Origin of the sequence: Gordonia caeni, from assembly GCF_039537105.1 — a bacterium.
Taxonomy (GTDB): Bacteria; Actinomycetota; Actinomycetes; order Mycobacteriales; family Mycobacteriaceae; genus Gordonia; species Gordonia caeni.
In genome coordinates this window covers 61671-81740 of the sequence record NZ_BAAAZW010000014.1, presented here as the reverse complement: position 1 = coordinate 81740, position 20070 = coordinate 61671, and the positions used below count along the sequence as shown (strand labels likewise).

The following is a 20070-nucleotide window of genomic DNA, read 5'->3' as shown; positions in this document are numbered from 1 at the left end:
AGTCGTGGCCGATCCGACGACCTACCGCCCGGCTCCGGGCACCATTCCGATCGATCCGGGCGTGTACAAGTTCCGTGACGCGCACCGGAGGGTCATCTATGTCGGTAAGGCCAAGAATCTGCGGTCGCGCCTGACGTCGTACTTCGCCGATCTGTCGACCCTGCATCCGCGGACCCGACAGATGGTGACCACCGCCGCGTCGGTGGAGTGGACGGTCGTCGGGACCGAGGTGGAGGCGCTCCAGCTCGAGTACAACTGGATCAAGGAGTTCGATCCCCGGTTCAACGTCCGCTACCGGGATGACAAGACCTACCCGATGCTCGCGGTCACCATGAACGAGGAGTATCCGCGGATCTTCGTCTACCGCGGCCCGCGGCGGCCGGGGGTGCGGTACTTCGGCCCGTACGCGCACGCGTGGGCCATCCGCGAGACCGTGGATCTGCTGACGCGGGTCTTCCCGGTGCGGACGTGCTCCAACGGGGTCTTCCGGCGCAACGCCCAGATGGGCCGGCCGTGCCTGCTGGGATACATCGACAAGTGCGCGGCCCCGTGCGTGGACCGGGTCGACGCCGCCGAGCATCGCGAGATCGCCGAGGATTTCTGCGACTTCCTGGCCGGTAAGACCGACTCCCTGATCCGCCGGCTGGAACGCGAGATGGCCGCCGCCTCAGCCGATCTCGACTTCGAGCGGGCCGCGCGCCTGCGCGACGACATCTCGGCACTGCGCCGCGCGATGGAGAAGCAGGCGGTGGTCCTCGGCGACGGCACCGACGCCGACGTGATCGCCATGGTCGGCGACGAGCTGGAGACCTCGGTGGCGATCTTCCACGTGCGCGGCGGACGGGTCCGCGGCGAGCGCGGCTGGGTGGTGGAAGTCCAGGAGAATGCGACGCTGGGCGATCAGGTGGGGACCTTCCTGCTGCAGTTCTACGGTGACGAACTGGAGATGAGTTCCGGTGTGCCGCGCGAGGTGCTGGTCCCCGAACTGCCCGACGACCACGAGCAGCTGACGCAGTGGCTGTCGCAGCGCCGGGGGAGCCGGGTCTCGTTGCGGGTGCCGCAGCGCGGCGACAAACGCGCCCTCGCCGAGACCGTGGAGCGCAACGCGGGCGAGGCGCTGACCCGGCACAAGCTCAAGCGGGCCGGCGACCTCACGACGCGGTCGGCGGCGCTCACCGAACTGCAGGAGGCGCTCGGCATGGACGAAGCCCCCCTGCGCATCGAGTGCATCGACATCTCGCACGTCCAGGGCACCGATGTGGTCGCCTCGCTGGTGGTCTTCGAGGACGGTCTGCCGCGCAAGTCCGACTACCGGCACTACGCCATCCGGGAGGCGGCCGGCGACGGCCGCTCCGACGACGTCGCCTCCATCGCCGAAGTGACCCACCGCCGGTTCCTGCGGCATCGCGGCGACGGCACCGGCGAATCCGGCCCACTCCCCGCCGCCGCCGGCAACGGCGCCGCCGCCGACAACGGGGGTGATCTGGCTCCGGAGGCCGCCCTCGACCCGGCGACCGGCCGGCCGCGCCGCTTCGCCTATCCGCCCAATCTGTTCGTCGTCGACGGCGGTCAGCCGCAGGTCCACGCGGCCGCCGCGGTGCTCGACGAGCTGGGCGTCACCGACGTGACCGTCATCGGTCTGGCGAAACGGCTGGAAGAAGTCTGGGTTCCAGGCGACGATGAACCCGTGATCCTGCCGCGCAACTCCGAAGCACTGTTTCTGTTGCAGCGGATCCGCGACGAGGCCCACCGGTTCGCGATCGGCTTCCACCGCTCCAAGCGGAGCAAGCGGATGACGGCCTCGGCGCTGGACGGAATCACCGGCCTGGGCGCAACCCGGCGTACCGCGCTCGTCACCCACTTCGGCTCCGTCGCCCGGCTCAAGGAGGCGGACGTCGACCAGATCGCCGAGGTGCCGGGGATCGGCAAGACCACCGCGCGCACAGTTCACGAAGCCCTGCACGCCGAGGCCGAGCCGCCACCGGCGGCACCGACCTCCGACCGCACCGCCGCCCGCCGGAAATCCGCCGGCCGGACCGCCTCCACGGAAAGGACGCCGCAGTGAGCCAACCCGACGGCCCGACCACCACCGTCCTGTTCGTCACCGGCATGTCGGGCGCCGGCCGGACGTCGGTCGCCAACGTGCTCGAGGACGACGGCTGGTACGTCGCCGACAACGTCCCGGTCTCGACGATCGCTCAGGTGGTCGATGCCGCCCAGACCAGTGAGATCGGCGCCCAGAAGGTCGCGATGGTTGTGCGGCCCACCGGTCCCACCTTCGCCGCCGACCTGCGGCGTCTGCGCGGCGAACTCGCCGACGGCGGCGCGCACACCTCGCTGCTCTTCGTCGATGCCTCCGGTCCCGTCCTGATCCGCCGCTTCGAGCAGGTGCGCCGGCGCCATCCGCTGCAGGGTGCGGGCACGCTGTCGGAGGGCATCGCGGCCGAGCGCCAGATGCTCGCTGAGGTCAAGGCCGACGCCGACACGGTGATCGACACCTCGGACCTCTCGGCGACCCGGCTGCGCACCCTGGTCGCCGATGCCTTCCCGTCGCAGACCGGGACGGGGATGACCATCGCGGTGCAGTCGTTCGGTTTCAAGTACGGTCTGCCGATCGACTGCGACCTGGTCGCCGACATGCGCTTCCTGCCGAACCCGTACTGGATTCCCGAGCTGCGCGAGCACAACGGCCGTGACGGCGAGGTCCGCGACTACGTCCTCGGCCAGTCCGATGCGGGCGAGTTCCTGGACCGCTACGTCGACCTGGTCGACATCATCGCGCGCGGCTATCTGCGAGAAGGCAAGAGCTACATGACGATCGGGATCGGCTGCACCGGCGGGAAGCACCGGAGCGTGGCGATCACCGAAGAGCTCACGCGGCGGCTGGCCGCCGAAACCGACGCCGACGGCGCTCCGCGCTACGAGGTGGCCCCCAGCCACCGTGACCTGGGCCGCGAGTGAACGCGCCGGCACCGCCACCGGTACGGGACGGGCTCACCGCCGTCGCCCTCGGCGGCGGCCACGGTCTGTACAACACCCTCACGGCACTGCGCTACCTGACTCCTCAGGTGACCGCGGTGGTCACCGTCGCCGACGACGGCGGCTCCTCCGGGCGCCTGCGCCGCGAACTGGGCCGCACGCCGCCCGGCGATCTGCGGATGGCGCTGGCCGCACTGCTGTCGGCACCGGCCGCGCTCGACGAGCTGCGTGCCACCGATCCGTCGTCGGCCGAGCGGCGCGCCACCTGGGCCGCGATCCTGCAGCACCGGTTCGGCGGAAGCGGTGCCCTGGCCGGACACCCGGTGGGCAATCTGCTGCTGTCCGGGGTGGACGAGTACACCGGTGACGTGGTCGCCGCCCTCGACGCGGTGGTGGACTTGTTCGGCATCGACGGCCGGGTGCTGCCGATGGCCACCGAGCCGCTGGTGATCGAGGCCGATGTGACCGGATTGGAGGAGGACCCCCGGATGAGCCGGGTGATCCGCGGGCAGGTCGCGGTGGCCACCACGCCGGGCGTGGTGCGGCGGGTCCGGCTGACCCCGGCCGCGCCGGTCGCGTGCCCGGACGCGGTGGCCGCCATCGGTGCCGCCGACGTGGTGACGCTGGGCCCCGGTTCCTGGTTCTCCAGCGTCATCCCGCACGTGCTGGTCCCCGAACAGCTCGCTGCGCTCACGCGGACACGGGCCCGCAAGATCCTGTTCGTCAACCTCGCCGCCGAACCGGGGGAGACCACCGGGTTCTCGGTGGAACGGCACCTGCACGTGCTGAGCGCCCACGCCGGCGCCCTGCAGATCGACGACGTCGTGGTCGACGCGGCCTCGGTGCCGGCCGGTCGCGAACGCGAACACCTGGAACGCGCCGCCCGCCTGTTCGGCGCGCAGCTGCGCAGTGCCGACCTCGCCGGTGACGGGCTCCACGTTCACGATCCGGTCAAGACCGCAGTTACTCTCGACCGTCTGCTGGAGGAGTGAATCCGGAACTGACTCTGCGGTAACATGTAGCAATTCCACTGCGGTTGAACCAGAAGGAGGCGTGGTCGATTTGGCCATGACAGGGGCGGTCAAAGATGAGCTGAGCCGACTCTCGGTGGCGCAGCTCAGCTGCCGGAAAGCAGAGGTCTCGGCACTTCTCCGCTTCGCCGGAGGCCTGCACATCGTGGCGGGCCGCGTGGTGGTGGAGGCCGAGGTGGACCTGGGCAACGTCGCACGGCGGCTGCGCTCGGAGATCCACGATCTGTTCGGCTATCCCTCCGAGGTGCACGCGCTTCGGTCCGGTGGCGTGCGCAAGAGCTCGCGCTACATCGTCCGGGTGAGCAAGGACGGGGAGGCGCTCGCCCGCCAGACCGGGCTGCTCGATCCGCGCGGGCGGCCCGTCCGCGGTCTGCCCGCACAGGTGGTCGGCGGCAGCATCGGCGACGCCGAGGCGGCCTGGCGCGGTGCTTTCCTGGCGCACGGTTCACTCACCGAACCGGGACGGTCGTCGTCGCTCGAAGTCAGCTGTCCCGGACCGGAGGCCGCACTCGCGCTGGTGGGCGCGGCCCGCCGGCTCAACGTGGTGGCCAAGGCACGCGAGGTGCGCGGCAGCGACCGCGTGGTGATCCGCGACGGCGAGGCCATCGGCGCCCTCCTGACCCGGATGGGGGCTCAGGAGACCCGCCTGGTCTGGGAGGAGCGGCGGATGCGCCGCGAGGTCCGGGCCACCGCGAACCGACTGGCCAACTTCGACGACGCCAACCTGCGCCGGTCGGCCCGTGCCGCCGTGGCCGCGGCCGCACGCGTGGAGCGTGCCCTGGAGATCCTCGGCGACGACGTGCCCGACCACCTGGTGGCCGCCGGCACCCTTCGCGTGCAGCATCGGCAGGCCTCACTGGAGGAGCTCGGCCAGCTGGCCGATCCGCCGATGACCAAGGACGCCGCGGCCGGGCGGATCCGCCGTCTGCTGTCGATGGCCGACAAGAAGGCCCACGCGGAGGGGCTGCCGGACACCGAGTCGGCGGTCACTCCCGAACTGCTGGACGAAGCCTGACGTGGGATCGGAATCGCCGAGCTGCACCGTGTCGCAGCGGATCCTCACCGACGGCCGTCCGGTCGGCTACATGGTGCGCGACGAGCTGGGCTGGAGCTTCCTGGCCGGGGACGAGACCCAGGAGTACGTCGACGACCCGGCGAACCTCGCCCTGACGTCCCTGACCGAGATGGTCGCGCGCGAACCCGCGATCGAACCGCACCTGACCGCCGCTGTCGGCACGGCGCTGGTGCGCACACCGACCGGGTTCGCCGTGGAGCGCGGTCCCGAGCCGACCGGGTCCGGCGAACCGGCGCCGGGCCTGCACCCGGAGTATCCGGTGGCCACCGGTGTCACCGCGCTGTCGCCGCAGTGGTCGGTCACCCTGCCCCATCCGATGAACCGCCGGCTCGAGGACGGATCGCTGGTGCTGTGGCGCCCCGGGGTGACCGCCTGGCTCAGCCTGTGGAACCTGCGGTCCGGTGAGAGCCCTGCGGCCTGTATCGAGCGGCTGTCCGCGCAGGCGCCGCCGCACCGCTTCGACGTGCGCCGCTGGCGCCACGGCGAGCTCCAGTTCGTCGGCTACCGCGTGCCCGAACCGACCGGCCCCGCCGCGGTACCGCCGCTGTACGGTTTCGCCGCCGGACCGACCGGGTACCTCGCGATCGCCGTCTACTTCGACGACGAGGCGGCGCTGACCGAGGCCGGGACCATTCTCGCCTCGGCGCAATCGCCCGCGGGCGCCGACGCCGGGACGTGACGCACGCCGCATCGGGACCTTCTGCTGACCGGTCACGCGCCGACGATTAGGCTGGGTCGAAGTGGGCCGGACATTCCCACCGGCTCTTCATCCCTGGCTAAGGAGCACACAGTGACCGTTCGGGTAGGCATCAACGGATTCGGCCGTATCGGCCGCAACTTCTTCCGTGCCGTGCAGGCGCAGAACAAGGACGGCGCGGCCGACATCGAGATCGTGGCCGTCAACGACCTGACCGACATCAACACCCTGGCTCACCTGCTGAAGTTCGACTCGATCCTGGGCCGTCTGCCCGAAGACGTCTCGGTGGACGGCGACTACATCGTCGTGGGCGATCAGCGCATCAAGGCGCTCGCCCTGCGCGAGGGACCTGCCGCCCTGCCGTGGGCCGACCTGGGGGTCGACGTGGTGGTCGAGTCGACCGGCATCTTCACCGCCCGCGACGCCGCCGAGGGGCACCTGAAGGCGGGCGCCAAGAAGGTCATCATCTCGGCTCCGGCCAAGGACCCCGACCTGACCGTGGTGATGGGCGTCAACGACGACAAGTACGACGGCAGCCAGAACATCATCTCCAACGCCTCGTGCACCACCAACTGCCTCGGCCCGTTCGCCAAGGTCCTCCACGACACCTTCGGCATCAAGCAGGGCCTGATGACCACGGTGCACGCCTACACCCAGGACCAGAACCTGCAGGATGCGCCGCACAAGGATCTGCGCCGCGCCCGCGCCGCCGCCCTGAACATCGTGCCGACCTCGACCGGCGCCGCCAAGGCCATCGGCGAGGTGCTGCCCGAGCTCAAGGGCCGCCTCGACGGTTACGCCCTGCGCGTGCCGATCCCCACCGGTTCGGTCACCGACCTCACCGTGGAGCTGGAGAAGGAGGCCACGGCCGAGGAGATCAACGCCGCCATGAAGGCCGCCGCCGAAGGCCCGATGAAGGGCATCCTGAAGTACTACGACGCACCGATCGTCTCGAGCGACATCGTGACCGATCCGCACTCGTCGCTCTTCGATGCCGGTCTGACCAAGGTGATCGGCAACCAGGTCAAGGTGGTCTCCTGGTACGACAACGAGTGGGGCTACTCCAACCGCCTCGCCGACCTGATCACCCTCGTGAGCAAGTCGCTGTAGAGATATGGCTGTACGTACTCTCAAAGACCTTCTGGCCGAAGGAGTTTCCGGTCGCGGCGTGCTCGTCCGGTCGGACTTCAACGTGCCTCTCGAGAACGGGAAGATCACCGATCCGGGCCGCATCCTGGCGAGCGTTCCCACGCTCGCGCAGCTGGCCGACGCCGGAGCGAAGGTGATCATCACCGCGCACCTGGGCCGTCCGAAGGGCGAGCCGGATCCGGCGTTGTCGCTGGCGCCGGTGGCCGCCCGCCTGTCGGCCGAGCTGGGCCGCAACGTCCAGCTCGCCGGCGACGTGGTCGGCTCGGATGCGCTCGCGCGGGCCGAGGGACTCACCGACGGGGACGTCCTGTTGCTGGAGAACATCCGCTTCGATCCGCGCGAGACCGCCAAGGACGACGCCGAGCGGGCCGGTCTGGCTAAGGCTCTGGTGGAGCTGGTCGGCGACGACGGCGCCTTCGTCTCCGACGGCTTCGGTGTGGTCCACCGCAAGCAGGCCTCCGTCTACGACGTGGCCTCGCTGCTGCCGTCGTACGCCGGCGACCTGGTGGCCGCCGAGGTGGAGGTGCTCAAGCGCATCACCACCGATGTGGAGCACCCGTATGCGGTGGTCCTGGGCGGCTCCAAGGTCTCCGACAAGCTGGCCGTCATCGAGGCGCTGGCCCCCAAGGTCGACACCCTGGTGATCGGCGGCGGCATGGCCTTCACCTTCATCAAGGCCCAGGGCAGCCCCGTCGGCGATTCACTCCTGCAGGAAGACATGGTCGACACCTGCAAGGAACTGCTCGACCGGTTCGGCGATGTGATCCACCTGCCGCACGACATCGTGGTGGCCGACGAGTTCGCCGCCGATGCCGAGACGTCGATCGCGTTCACCCGCGACGGCTTCACCGAGGGGATGGGCCTGGACATCGGCCCGGGCAGCGTGGAGCGGTTCTCCGCTGTGTTGCGCAGCGCCAAGACCGTCTTCTGGAACGGCCCGATGGGCGTGTTCGAGTTCGAGCGGTTCTCCACCGGTACCCGCGGGGTGGCCGAGGCGATCGCGGCGGCCACCCAGGACGGCGCCTTCAGCGTCGTCGGCGGCGGCGACTCGGCGGCGGCGGTGCGGTCCTTCGGACTGCCCGACGATGCCTTCTCGCACATCTCGACCGGGGGAGGGGCCTCTCTGGAATACCTGGAGGGCAAGGAACTGCCCGGTCTGACTGTTCTCGAACAAGGGGCATAACTGATGGCTGACGCACGTAAACCGCTCATCGCGGGCAACTGGAAGTGCAACCTGAACCACTTCGAGGCCATCGCGCTGGTGCAGAAGATCGCCTTCGCGCTGCCCGAGAAGTACTTCGACAAGGTCGACGTCACGGTGCTGGTGCCGTTCACCGACATCCGCAGCGTCCAGACCATCGTCGACGGCGACAAGCTGTTGCTCACCTACGGTGCGCAGGACGTCTCCGAGCACGACTCGGGCGCCTACACCGGCGAGATCAGCGGCGCCTTCCTGGAGAAGCTGGGCTGCACCTTCGTCACGATCGGGCACTCGGAGCGGCGCACGCTGCACGCCGAGACCGACGAGGTGGTCCTGCGCAAGACCAAGGCCGCTCTGCGGCACGGACTCACCCCGATCGTGTGCATCGGCGAGGGCCTGGACGTGCGTGAGGCGGGGGAGCACGTCGCCTACAACGTCGCACAGCTCAAGGCGTCCCTGGCCGGCCTGACCGCCGAGGAGGTCGGGAAGGTGGTCGTGGCCTACGAACCGGTCTGGGCCATCGGCACCGGCCGCGTCGCCAGCGCCCAAGATGCGCAGGAGGTCTGCGGTGCAGTGCGGGAGGCGCTCGCCGAGATCGCCGATCCGGCGACCGCCGCAGGCGTCCGGGTCCTGTACGGGGGCAGCGTCAACGCCAAGAACGTCGCCGAGATCGTCGGGCAGTCCGACGTCGACGGCGCCCTGGTCGGCGGCGCCTCGCTGAAGGCGGACGAGTTCGCTCAGCTCTCGGCGATCGCCGCGGGCGGGCCCTTGCTCTGACCGGCAGCATCATCGCGTAGACTGTGGCGGGTCGCCCTCCGGGGCGGCCTGCCACAGTTCATTTGACCGAACGGATTCCTCCCTCGTGACTACCGCGCTCAACATCGGCCTGATCATCACCAGCTTGCTGCTGATCGTTCTGGTGCTGCTGCATCGTGCCAAGGGTGGCGGTCTGTCCTCGCTGTTCGGTGGCGGCGTCCAGTCGAGCCTGTCCGGCTCCTCGGTGGTCGAGAAGAACCTGGACCGCATCACCATCTTCATCGGCCTGATCTGGGTGATCTTCATCATCGGTGTCGGCCTCGACATCAAGTACTCCTGACCTGCGGCGGGCTGCGCCCGCACTCGATCCGGTACGCGCTGCGCGTGCCGGATTCGTCGTCTCCGGGACCGCCTCTGCACCCCGAGCACTGACACGGGACCGATGACCGGCAATACTTGTCGGCATGCATCTTGACGACCGATCCGACGCATCCGCAGACTCCGACGCCCGGCCGGCTTCCGATGTCAGAGGGCATTCCGATGTGGTCGCCAGCGCGATCGGCAGGCCGATGATCGAGCACATCCGGGTCGACGACACCGGTCGCGCGGCCACCGAGCCGCTGCGCGAAGACATCCGGTTCCTCGGCGGGTTGCTGGGGGACGTGATCGCCGCGCACGCCGGCCCGGAGACCTTCGAATTGGTCGAGAGTTCCCGGCGCGATGCGTTCGCGCTCCGGTACGACGAGATCACCCGCGACGACCTCGCCGCGCGCTACACCGACCCGTCGGTCCGCCAGCTGATGCCGGTGGTCCGGGCCTTCTCCAACTTCGCACTGCTGGCCAATCTGGCCGAGGACCTGCATCGGGAACGCCGGCGCCGGATCCACCTGCGCGCAGGCGATCCGCCGCAGCCGTCGAGCCTGGCCGCGACCTTCGAGGCTCTCGAGGCGGCCGGGCTGAGTGATCAGCAGGTGGGGACAGCGCTCGCGCACGCGGCGGTCGTGCCGGTGATCACCGCACATCCCACCGAGACGCGCCGCCGCAGCGTCTTCGATGCGCAGAACCGGATCACCGAGCTGATGCGCGTCCGCGCCCGCACCGAGCTGACGCCGGACGAGCAGGAGCGGCTCGACCGGGACATCTACGAGCAGATCCTGCTGCTCTGGCAGACCGCGCTGATCCGGTTGCGGCGCCTGACCATCAGCGACGAGATCACCACCGGACTGCGCTACTACGACGCCTCGTTCTTCCGGGTGGTGCCGAACCTGAACCGCGACGTGCGCCGCGCGCTCACCGCCGCCTACCCCGGCTCGGAGCTGGACGGACTGTCGATGATCCGGATGGGATCCTGGATCGGCGGCGACCGGGACGGCAACCCGTACGTGACCGCCGACGTGGTCACCGAGGCCACCGGTTCGGCCGCCGCTGCGGCATTGCGCCACCACCTCGACGAGGTCAGCCGGCTGCGCCAGGAACTGGCGATGTCGTCCCGGCTGGTCACCCCGGTCACCGCGGAACTGCGGGCGCTCAGCGGGCGTTCCGCCGAGGACGACGACGAACCGTTCCGGTCGGCCCTGCACACCGTCCGGGGCCGTTTGGCGGCCACCGCGAGGCAACTGCTGGGCGACGACTTCCTGTCGGCGCACGAGCGCGAATGGGCCGCCGCTGCCGAGGCGTACCCGGATCCGCAGGCGTTCCTGGCCGACCTGGACGTGGTGGACACCGCCCTGCGGACGGTGGTCGACGACACGATCGCCGACAACCGGCTCGGTTCGCTGCGTGAAGCGGTCCGCACATTCGGCTTCCACCTGTCCGGTCTGGACATGCGGCAGAACTCGGAGATGCACGAACAGGTGGTGGGCGAGCTGCTCGCCTGGTCGGGCGTGTGCCCAGACTACGGAGCCCTCGAGGAATCCGAGCGGGTCGCGTTGCTGAGTGCCGAACTCACCTCGCGGCGCCCGCTGACCACTCCCGACGCCCGGCTGAGCGAAGTGGCCGACAAGGAACTCGCGGTGGTGCGGGCGGCGGCCCGCGCCGTCGAGCGCTTCGGTGCGGCGGCGGTCCCGACCTACATCATCAGCATGTGCACGTCGGTCTCGGACATGCTCGAGGCGATGGTGCTGCTCAAGGAGGCCGGCCTCTACGGTCTCGGCGACGACGATGCTCCGGTGTGCACGGTACGGGTGGTGCCGCTGCTGGAGACCATCGAAGACCTGCAGGCCGGCGCCGAGATCATCACCGCCGCCCTGGAGCTGCCGTTCTATCGCGCGCTGATCGATGCGCAGCAGGGTGCGCAGGAGATCATGCTCGGCTACTCCGACTCCAACAAGGACGGCGGCTACCTGGCGGCCAACTGGGCGCTGTATCGCGCCGAGCTGGATCTGGTGCAGGCGGCGGCCGACGCCGGGATCGTGCTGCGGCTGTTCCACGGACGCGGCGGCACCGTGGGCCGTGGCGGGGGACCGAGCTACGACGCGATCCTCGCGCAGCCGCCGGGGGCCGTTCAGGGCTCGCTCCGCCTGACCGAACAGGGCGAGATCATCGCGGCCAAGTACGCCGAGCCGGTGGTGGCGCGCCGCAATCTGGAGACGCTGCTGGCGGCGACACTCGAATCGACGCTGCTCGACACCGAGGGGCTCGGCGACTCCCAGGAGGCTTACCGCGTCCTCGACGAGCTCGCCGCTCTGGCCCGCACGGCCTACAGCGAGCTGGTCCACCAGACCCCGGGCTTCGTGGAGTACTTCACCGATTCCACGCCGCTGTCGGAGATCGGCGCACTGAACATCGGCAGCCGCCCGACCTCGCGCAAGCAGACCACCGCGATCTCCGATCTGCGGGCCATTCCGTGGGTGCTGTCGTGGACGCAGTGTCGCGTGATGCTGCCCGGCTGGTATGGGACCGGAAGCGCCTTCGCGGAGTGGATCGGGGACGACCCCGATCGCCTGGAACTGCTGTCCGGGTACTACCGGAGCTGGCCGTTCTTCCGGTCGGTGATGTCGAACATGGCGCAGGTGCTGGCCAAGTCGGACCTGGGGCTGGCGGCGCGGTACGCCGAACTGGTGCCCGATGCGCAGTTGCGCGAACGCGTCTTCGGCAAGATCGCGGACGAACACGCGCGAACGCTGGAGATGTACGCGAAGATCACCGGCACCGACGATCTGCTCGCCGACAACGATGCCCTCAAACGATCGGTGTACAACCGCTTCCCGTATCTGGAGCCGCTCAACCTGTTGCAGATCGAGTTGCTGCGCCGCTTCCGCGGGGGAGAGGACACCTCGGAGATCCGCCGCGCCATCCAGCTGACCATGAACGGCTTGGCGACCGCCCTGCGCAACAGCGGCTAGGCGGACTCCGTCTCCGGGGCCCGTCACGAACCCAGCGCTGGTCCACAAACCCAGCACTGGTCCGCGGACCCAGCGCTCGCGACCGCTGGGTCTGCGGACGACCGCTGGGTATGGGGCAGGGACGGGGCGGCCCCGCTACGGGAGGTCCGCGGCAGCGGCCGGATCCAGGAACCAGACGGTGCGTTCGGTGCCGTGGGCGCCGGCGCACGGCCAGTCGGCCCGGTCGGCCCCGTCGTGGGCGGCGGCGACGGCCTGCGCCTTCTCCGCGCCGGACACCAGGAACCACACCTCGCGGGAGCGGTTGATCACCGGGAAGGTGAGGGTGATCCGGCGCGGCGGTGGTTTGGGGGAGTCTTCGACGGCCACCACGGTCGCCGCCTCCTCGGCGGTCGCCGCGGTGTGCGGGAACAGTGAGTTGATGTGTCCCTCGCCCCCCATGCCCAGCAGGTGGACGTCGAACACCAGATCGTCTCCCACCAATTCGGCGTAGGCGCGGGCGGCCGCGGCGATGTCGTCGCCGTGGTCGCCGTCGGAGGCCGGCATGGGATGGATCCGGGCCGGATCGGCGCCGATCACGCCGAACAGTGCCTCGCGGGCCTGACCCTCGTTGCGTTCGGGGTCGGCCGCCGGGACGAAGCGCTCGTCTCCCCAATACACCTCCACGTGCGACCAGTCGACCGATCCCGGGTCGGCCGCCAGCGCGCGCAGCAGCGCGATGCCGTTGGAACCTCCGGTCAGGGCCACGACGGCGGTGCCGCGGGCGTCCTGGGCCCGCCGGACGGCGTCGGCGAAGCGGGCCGCGGCCGTGGCCACCAGTTCCGCGGGATCGTCGAAGATCAGGGTCTCGAGTTCACTCATGTCCACTCACGCGTCTTCCACTGTTTCGGTCTTGGTGATGCTGGAAAGTCCTTCCAGCGCACGCAGGTACACCTCGTCGGCGTCCAGGCGCCGCAGTTCCTCGGCCAGGCATTCGGCCGTGGTCCGCCGCTGGAACGGGGCGCGGCCGTCGGGGTGACCGGGGGAGCGCAGCACACCGCCGATCTCGTCCACCGTCATCTCCAGCGGGCCGTCGGACCGTTCCAGCCGCACCAGCCAGTTCCCGGTGGAGCGGGTGACCGGCACCTGCAGGGCGGAGGCCAGCCAGCCGGCGAACAGATCCAGCCCGGGACTGCCCGCGGGCCCCTGAACCCGAGCCGCGGTGATGCCGGGGTGCGGTGGCCGGTCCACCGCCGAGACCAGCATGGCGCGCCAGGGCGTCGTCGAACTCCACGCCAGGTCGGTGTCTCCGGGGCGGTAGCCGGCCGCACGCTCGGCCAGCGCCGCTGCCGGATCGGCGGCGGCCCGCGCATCGGTGATGCGCCGGGATGCCAAGCGGCCCAGGCGGTCCGACGCCGGCCTTGCGGGGGCACGCCCCGGCCACCAGGTCACCACCGGGGTGTCCGGCAGCAGGAACGGCGTCACCACGGCGTGCGCGTGATCGGCCAGCTCACCCTGCAGCGCCAACACCACCACCTCGGAGGCTCCGGCGTCGCCGCCGACGCGGATCTGCGCATCGAGCCGGTCGGGTGCCCTCCGGTCGCCGCGCGTCACGACGATCACGCGGCACGGATGCTCGCGGCTGGCCTGATTGGATGCGGCGACCGCCGTCTCGGCCACCTCGCCCGGCTCGGTGTCGATGATGAGCGTCAACACGCGGCCGACCGTCACCTCGCCGCCGGAGTTGCGCATCCGCACCAGCTTCTTGCTGACGTCCTGGGTGGAGGTCTCGGGCAGATCGACGATCATCGCACTCTCCTCACGGCCGGCGCCAGGCCCGGCCGGTCCGTTCCAGCATCGCGTCCGCGGACTCGGGGCCCCAGGTGCCGGCCTCGTAGATCTCCGGTCCCGCATCGTCGGCGCGGGCCCACGCGTCCAGCACCGGGTCCAGGATCTGCCAGCTCAGTTCGACCTCTTCGTTCACCGGGAACAGGGAGGGCTCACCGAGCAGCACGTCGAGCAGCAGGCGTTCGTAGGCTTCGGGGGAGCTGACGTTGAAGGCTTCGCCGTAACTGAAGTCCATGTTGACGTCGCGGACCTCCATGCCGGTGCTGGGCACCTTGGAACCGAACCGCAGCGTGACCCCCTCGTCGGGCTGGATCCGGATCACCATCGCGTTCTGGCCGAGCTCGGCGGTCATCGAATCGTCGAACGGCAGATGCGGTGCGCGCTTGAAGACCAGGGCGATCTCGGTGACGCGGCGGCCGAGGCGTTTGCCGGTGCGCAGATAGAACGGCACCCCGGCCCAGCGGCGGGTGTCCACCTCCAGAGCGATGGCCGCGAAGGTCTCGGTGGTCGAGTCGGGCGGGAATCCCTCTTCGACCAGTCCGGACACGTGCTCGGAGCCCTGCCATCCCGGTCCGTACTGGCCGCGCGCCGAGTTCTCCTCAAGCGGGAGGATGTTCCGCGTCGACGAGAGCACCTTGATCTTCTCGGCCTGCAGTTCGCGGGGAGAGAACGAAATCGGCTCCTCCATCGCGATCAGTGCGAGCAGTTGCAGCAGATGGTTCTGGATCACGTCCCGGGCGGCGCCGATGCCGTCGTAGTAGCCGGCCCGGCCGCCCAGACCGATGTCCTCGGCCATGGTGATCTGGACGTGGTCGATGGAGTTGCTGTTCCACAGCGGCTCGAAGAGCTGGTTGGCGAATCGCAGCGCCAGGATGTTCTGCACCGTCTCCTTGCCCAGGTAGTGGTCGATGCGGAAGACCGACTCCTCGGGGAAGACACTGTTGACCAGCTCGTTGAGCTCGATGGCGCTGTCCAGATCGTGCCCGAAGGGCTTCTCGATCACCACGCGCTGCCACGTGTCGGCGGCACCGGAGACGGCCATCCCGGTGCGTTTGAGCTGACTGAGCACCGTCGGGAAGGCGTTCGGCGGAATCGCCAGGTAGAAGGCGTGATTGCCGTCGGTGCCGTGCTTGGCGTCCAGTTCGGTGAGCGTCTGCTTCAACTCGTCGAAGGCCGCGTCGTCGTCGAACGAGCCCTCGACGAAGCGAATCCCCTCGGCCAGACGCTCCCACTGCTCCTCGCTGAACCCGGTCCGGGAATGCTCCTTGACCGCGTCCTTGACCGTCTCGGCGAACTCCTGGTCGCTCCACTCGCGGCGGGCGAAACCGACCAGCGCGAAGCTCGGCGGCAGCAGACCGCGGTGGGCCAGATCGTAAACGGCAGGCATCAGCTTGCGGCGCGACAGATCGCCGGTGACGCCGAAGATCACCAGGGCCGAGGGCCCGGCGATCCTCGGCAGCCGCCGATCATTCGGGTCGCGCAGCGGATTGGTCCACGCACCGGATCTGCCTGCGCCGGACGTGCCCGCGCCGGGAGTCGCCGCAGGCCCCATCGGTCAGGCCTTCGCGGCGGAGATCTGAGCAGCGGTGGCGGTGAGCAACTCGTCCCACGCCGCCTCGAACTTGCTGACGCCTTCGGACTCCAGCAGGGCGAAGACGTCGGGCAGGTCGATCCCCACCCGGGTGAGGGCGTCGAAGACCTCGCGGCTCTCGGCGGCCTTGCCCACAATGGACGAGGTGTTCACCCAGCCGTGGTCGGCGAAGGCCTCCATGGTCTTGCCCGGCATGGTGTTCACCGTGTCGGGGGCCACCAGCTCGCTGACGTACAGCGTGTCCGGGTAATCCGGGTTCTTGACGCCGGTCGAGGCCCACAGCGCCCGCTGCGGCCGTGCCCCCTGCGCCTTCAGGTCCGGGAAGCGCACGCCGAGCTCGAAGACCTCCTGGAAGGCGGCGTAGGCCAGGCGGGCGTTCGCCAGGCCGGCCTTGCCGCGCAGTTCCAGCGCCTCTGGGGTGCCGATGGCGTCGAGGCGCTTGTCGATCTCGGTGTCCACGCGGGAGACGAAGAACGAGGCCACCGAGACGATCTTGGAGATGTCGTGCCCGTTCTCCAGTGCGGCGTCCAGGCCGTTGAGGAAGGCGTCGATCACCTCGCCGTAGCGTTCCACCGAGAAGATCAGGGTCACGTTGACGCTGATGCCCTCGGCGAGCACCCGGGTGATCGCCGGCAGGCCGGCCTTGGTGGCCGGGATCTTGATCAGCGTGTTGGGCCGGTCGACCAGATTCCACAGCTCGACGGCCTGGGCGACGGTGGCGTCGGTGTCGTGCGCCAACCGCGGATCCACCTCGATCGAGACGCGGCCGTCCACGCCGTCGCTGTCGGTCCAGACCTGTTCGAAGACGCCGCACGCCGCGCGGACGTCGTCGGTGGTGATCGCAGTGAGCACCGCGTCCACATCGGCGCCCTCGGCGGCGAGACGGGCGATCTGCTCGTCGTAGGTGTCGGCGTTGGCGATCGAGTTCTGGAAGATCGACGGGTTGGTGGTCACGCCGACCACCGAGCGGCCGTCGATCTCGTCCTGCAGACCGCCCGAGGCGATCAGGTCGCGGGACAGGTCGTCGAGCCAGACCGACACCCCCGCGGCGGACAGCTCAGCGAGTTTCGGGTTCTGTGTCATGTCGTTTCTCCTGTCGGGGTGTGGGGTCAGCGCCCGAGCAGCCGGCGTGCGGCGGCGGCGACTGCCTCAGCGGTGATGCCGAACTCCTCGTAGAGCTTCTGGTACGGGGCGGAGGCGCCGAAGTGCTCCAGCGAGACGATCTCGCCGGAGGACGCGGAGATACCGCCGCCGCCGGAGATCACGCGGTGCCAGGGCATGGCGATACCGGCCTCGACCACCACTCGCGGCACGCCGGCCGGGAGCACCGAATCGCGGTACGCCTGATCCTGGGCGTCGAACCACTCGAGCGACGGCATGGACACCACGCGGGCGGCGACGCCGTCGGCGGACAGCGCCTCGGCGGCCTCGACGGCCAGGGAGACCTCCGAGCCGGTGCCGATCAGCACCACGTCGGGTGCACCGGCCGGATCGGACAGGACGTAACCGCCGCGGGCGACACCCTCGAACGAGGTGCCCTCCAGGATCGGGACGTTCTGCCGGGTCAGAGCCAGGCCGACCGGGTTGCGGCGGCGGCCGAGCAGGTGCCGCCAGGCGTGCGCGGTCTCGTTCGCGTCGGCCGGGCGCACCACGTCCAGCCCCGGGATGGCGCGCAGCGCCGCCAGGTGCTCGACGGGCTGATGCGTCGGGCCGTCCTCGCCCAGACCGATCGAGTCGTGCGTCCACACGTAGATCGGGTCGATCTCCATCAGCGCGGCCAGCCGCACGGCCGGGCGCATGTAGTCGGCGAACTGCAGGAAGGTGCCCGCGTACGCGCGGGTGGGGCCGTGCAGCACGATGCCGTTGAGGATCGAGGCCATCGCGTGCTCGCGCACACCGAAGTGCAGGGTGCGCCCGTACGGGCTGGCCGTCCAGGTGGAGGTGCTGATCGACTCGGGACCGAACGAGGTGGCACCGTCCATGGTGGTGTTGTTGGAACCGGCCAGGTCGGCCGAGCCGCCCCACAGTTCCGGCAGCACCGGGGCCAGCGCCGAGAGCACCTTGCCCGACGCCGAGCGGGTCGCGACGGCCTTGTCGCCGGCTTCCCACGCCGGCAGGACCTCGGTCCAGCCCTCCGGGAGGGCCTCGGCGTAGAGCCGGTCGAACAGGGCCTTGCGCTCCGGATCGGCGGCGGCCCAGGCATCGAAGTCGGCCTGCCAGGCGGCCCGCACGGCGGCGGCGCGGTCGGCCAGCGACCGCGTGTGCGCCAGGACCTCGTCGGCCACGTCGAAGTTCTTCGCCGGGTCGAAGCCCAGGATCTCCTTGGTGGCGGCCACCTCGTCGGCGCCGAGCGCACTGCCGTGCGAGGCGCCGGTGTTCATCTTGTTCGGGGCCGGCCAGGCGATGATGGTGCGCAGCACGATGATCGACGGCTTGTCGGTGACGCTCTTGGCGTGGGCGACGGCCTCTTCGATGGCGGCGACGTCCTCGCCGCCGGAGACCACCTGCACGTCCCAGCCGTAGGACTCGTAGCGCTTGGCGGTGTCCTCGGTCAGGGCGATCTGAGTGTCGTCCTCGATGGAGATGTGGTTCTTGTCGTAGAAGACGATCAGGTTGCCCAGTTCCTGGGTGCCGGCCAGCGAGCTCGCCTCGGAGGTGACGCCCTCTTCGATGTCACCGTCGGAGGCGATCACGTAGACGTAATGGTCGAACGGGCTCTTCCCGGCCGGGGAGGACGGATCGAACAGGCCGCGTTCGCGACGGGCCGCCATCGCCATCCCGACCGCCGAGGCCAGGCCCTGGCCGAGCGGACCGGTGGTGATCTCCACGCCCGCGGTGTGACCGTATTCGGGATGGCCCGGGGTCAGCGAGTCCCAGGTGCGCAGCGCCTCGATGTCCGGCAGCTCGAGACCGAAGCCGCCGAGGTACAGCTGGATGTACTGGGTCAGGCTGGAGTGCCCGCACGACAGCACGAAGCGGTCGCGCCCGACCCACGCGGGGTCGGTGGGATCGTGCCGCATCACTCGCTGGTACAGCGTGTACGCCAGGGGAGCGAGACTCATCGCCGTTCCCGGATGCCCGCTGCCGCAGTGCTGAACGGCGTCGGCGGCCAGGATCCGGGCGGTGTCGACCGCTCGGGAATCCAGCTCCGTCCAGTCAGCGGGGTGAACCTGTTTGGTCAGGTCTTCGATCTCATCTGTAACGGCCACGGTCGGGCTATCTCCTGTGGATTGGACGGCAGATGCCACCAGCCTAGGGCATGTCTGAGCGATCGCGCGCGCAGGATTGACCGGGAGGTCTCCGGCAGCCCAGATTCTTCGATGAGTGCCCGGAGAGATACCATCGGCAGGAGCAGCCCTCCGGTGTCCGGACCGTCATGGCTGTCGCGCGTAGACACGTAAGGAGCCAGGCGTTGAGGATTGGGGAAAGCGTGGATTCAGGCGCTTCCACCGGCGGCACATCGCCGGAGTCTTTCGTCACCGCCGAACCCCCGGCGTCGCTGCCCGCCCGCGCCAAGGCGACGGTGCTGGCCTACATCGCACTGACCAAACCCCGCGTCATCGAACTCCTGCTGGTCTCCACCATCCCGGTGATGCTGCAGGCCGAGCGCGGCCACGTCGACATCGCGCTGATCCTGATCACCGTGGTCGGCGGCTGGCTGGGTGCCGCGAGCGCCAACAGCCTCAACATGGTGGCCGACGCCGACATCGACCAGAAGATGAAGCGCACGCAGCGACGGCCGCTCGCGCGGCACGCCGTTCCGGTGCGCAATGCGTTGATCTTCGGCATCGTCCTGGCGTTCGCGTCGTTCGCCGTCCTGTACTTCGGCACCGGAAACAAATGGCTTCCGCCGGTGCTGGTGTGGATCACCATCGGCTTCTACGTCGGCGTCTACACCCTGATCCTGAAGCGGCGCACCTGGCAGAACGTCATCTGGGGCGGTGCCGCCGGCTGCATGCCCGCGCTGGTCGGCTGGGCCGCCGTCACCGGCACGCTCAGCTGGGAGCCCTTCGTGTTGTTCCTGGTGGTGTTCTTCTGGACGCCGCCGCACACCTGGGCGCTGGCATGGCGCTACCGCGACGACTACAAGGCCGCCGGCGTCCCCATGCTCCCGGTGATCGCCTCGCCCGAGCGCGTCACCCGCGAGATGCTGATCTACACGGCGCTGACCGTGATCACCTCGTTCTTCCTGATCCCGGTGACCAGCTGGATCTACTTCGGAGTCTCGATCGCGGCCGGTGCCTGGTTCCTCTGGTACGTCGCCCGGCTGTACGTGGAGACCCGTCGCGGCGTCGAGGTGAAGCCGCTGAAGATCTTCCTCAAGTCCAACGAGTACCTGGCGCTGCTGTTCTGCGGCCTCGCCGTGGACGCCGTCCTGAACTGGCCGACCGTCTCCTCGTACCTGTCGTAGTGGACTTCGGCC

The 20070-nt window shown here is 69.7% G+C and carries 16 protein-coding genes; 11 read left to right on the top strand and 5 right to left on the bottom strand.

The genetic code is table 11. The features are described from left to right. Nucleotides 1-4 precede the first annotated feature (4 nt). The 10 genes from uvrC to ppc all read left to right on the top strand — a co-directional run bounded on the left by uvrC (nt 5) and on the right by ppc (nt 12232). Nucleotides 5-2065, top strand: a complete 2061-nt coding sequence (uvrC, locus tag ABD732_RS17850) for an excinuclease ABC subunit UvrC (RefSeq protein ID WP_344786010.1) — start codon at nt 5-7, stop codon at nt 2063-2065. After that, the gene (rapZ, locus tag ABD732_RS17845; RefSeq protein WP_344786008.1) at nt 2062-2961 is read left to right on the top strand and encodes an RNase adapter RapZ; all 900 of its coding nucleotides are present in this window, start codon (nt 2062-2064) and stop codon (nt 2959-2961) included. Before uvrC ends, rapZ begins: the two co-directional genes overlap by 4 nt. Continuing rightward, nucleotides 2958-3971 (top strand): gluconeogenesis factor YvcK family protein, encoded by a 1014-nt coding sequence (locus ABD732_RS17840; RefSeq protein WP_344786006.1) that lies wholly within the window; start codon nt 2958-2960, stop codon nt 3969-3971. Before rapZ ends, ABD732_RS17840 begins: the two co-directional genes overlap by 4 nt. A gap of 70 nt (nt 3972-4041) precedes the next feature. After that, nucleotides 4042-5025: a DNA-binding protein WhiA gene (gene whiA / locus ABD732_RS17835; protein WP_344786033.1), complete on the top strand. Its 984-nt coding sequence runs from the start codon at nt 4042-4044 to the stop codon at nt 5023-5025. Nucleotide 5026: 1 nt separating this feature from the next. Beyond that, nucleotides 5027-5764: an immunity protein Imm33 domain-containing protein gene (locus ABD732_RS17830; protein ID WP_344786004.1), complete on the top strand. Its 738-nt coding sequence runs from the start codon at nt 5027-5029 to the stop codon at nt 5762-5764. A gap of 111 nt (nt 5765-5875) precedes the next feature. Continuing rightward, entirely contained in the window at nt 5876-6892 is a 1017-nt protein-coding gene (gene gap / locus ABD732_RS17825; RefSeq protein WP_344786002.1) for a type I glyceraldehyde-3-phosphate dehydrogenase, read from the top strand. 4 nt (nt 6893-6896) lie between these two features. Continuing rightward, entirely contained in the window at nt 6897-8114 is a 1218-nt protein-coding gene (locus ABD732_RS17820) for a phosphoglycerate kinase (protein ID WP_344786000.1), read from the top strand. Between the two features lie 3 nt (nt 8115-8117). Next, nucleotides 8118-8909: a triose-phosphate isomerase gene (gene tpiA, locus ABD732_RS17815; protein WP_344785998.1), complete on the top strand. Its 792-nt coding sequence runs from the start codon at nt 8118-8120 to the stop codon at nt 8907-8909. Between the two features lie 85 nt (nt 8910-8994). After that, complete coding sequence (gene secG, locus ABD732_RS17810; RefSeq protein ID WP_344785996.1) at nt 8995-9228, top strand: preprotein translocase subunit SecG; 234 nt, start codon at nt 8995-8997, stop codon at nt 9226-9228. A 229-nt stretch (nt 9229-9457) separates the two neighbouring features. Beyond that, nucleotides 9458-12232: a phosphoenolpyruvate carboxylase gene (gene ppc, locus ABD732_RS17805; RefSeq protein ID WP_344785993.1), complete on the top strand. Its 2775-nt coding sequence runs from the start codon at nt 9458-9460 to the stop codon at nt 12230-12232. A gap of 135 nt (nt 12233-12367) precedes the next feature. On the opposite strand, the gene pgl is transcribed toward ppc, so the two are convergent. The 5 genes from pgl to tkt are packed head-to-tail and all read right to left on the bottom strand — an operon-like array spanning nt 12368 to nt 18856. Continuing rightward, the gene (gene pgl, locus ABD732_RS17800) at nt 12368-13090 is read right to left on the bottom strand and encodes a 6-phosphogluconolactonase (RefSeq protein WP_344785991.1); all 723 of its coding nucleotides are present in this window, start codon (nt 13088-13090) and stop codon (nt 12368-12370) included. 6 nt (nt 13091-13096) lie between these two features. Further along, entirely contained in the window at nt 13097-14017 is a 921-nt protein-coding gene (locus ABD732_RS17795) for a glucose-6-phosphate dehydrogenase assembly protein OpcA (protein ID WP_344785989.1), read from the bottom strand. A 10-nt stretch (nt 14018-14027) separates the two neighbouring features. Beyond that, nucleotides 14028-15608 carry a glucose-6-phosphate dehydrogenase gene (zwf, locus tag ABD732_RS17790; protein ID WP_344785987.1) on the bottom strand — a complete coding sequence of 527 codons (1581 nt, stop codon included), beginning with the start codon at nt 15606-15608 and terminating at the stop codon, nt 14028-14030. Between the two features lie 3 nt (nt 15609-15611). After that, entirely contained in the window at nt 15612-16730 is a 1119-nt protein-coding gene (gene tal, locus ABD732_RS17785) for a transaldolase (RefSeq protein ID WP_344785985.1), read from the bottom strand. Nucleotides 16731-16756: 26 nt separating this feature from the next. Next, nucleotides 16757-18856, bottom strand: coding sequence for a transketolase (gene tkt / locus ABD732_RS17780; protein ID WP_344785983.1), 2100 nt, complete (start codon nt 18854-18856; stop codon nt 16757-16759). A gap of 167 nt (nt 18857-19023) precedes the next feature. Between tkt and ABD732_RS17775 the strand changes: the two genes are divergently transcribed. Beyond that, the gene (locus ABD732_RS17775; RefSeq protein WP_425553089.1) at nt 19024-20058 is read left to right on the top strand and encodes a heme o synthase; all 1035 of its coding nucleotides are present in this window, start codon (nt 19024-19026) and stop codon (nt 20056-20058) included. Nucleotides 20059-20070 lie beyond the last annotated feature (12 nt).

Coding starts and splice junctions, on each gene's coding strand:
- ABD732_RS17820 (WP_344786000.1), top strand. CDS start 6,897: ATGGCTGTACGTACTCTCAAAGACCTTCTGGCCGAAGGAGTTTCCGGT.
- tpiA (WP_344785998.1), top strand. CDS start 8,118: ATGGCTGACGCACGTAAACCGCTCATCGCGGGCAACTGGAAGTGCAAC.
- ppc (WP_344785993.1), top strand. CDS start 9,458: ATGATCGAGCACATCCGGGTCGACGACACCGGTCGCGCGGCCACCGAG.
- pgl (WP_344785991.1), bottom strand. CDS start 13,090: ATGAGTGAACTCGAGACCCTGATCTTCGACGATCCCGCGGAACTGGTG.
- ABD732_RS17795 (WP_344785989.1), bottom strand. CDS start 14,017: ATGATCGTCGATCTGCCCGAGACCTCCACCCAGGACGTCAGCAAGAAG.
- zwf (WP_344785987.1), bottom strand. CDS start 15,608: ATGGGGCCTGCGGCGACTCCCGGCGCGGGCACGTCCGGCGCAGGCAGA.
- tal (WP_344785985.1), bottom strand. CDS start 16,730: ATGACACAGAACCCGAAACTCGCTGAGCTGTCCGCCGCGGGGGTGTCG.
- ABD732_RS17775 (WP_425553089.1), top strand. CDS start 19,024: ATGGCTGTCGCGCGTAGACACGTAAGGAGCCAGGCGTTGAGGATTGGG.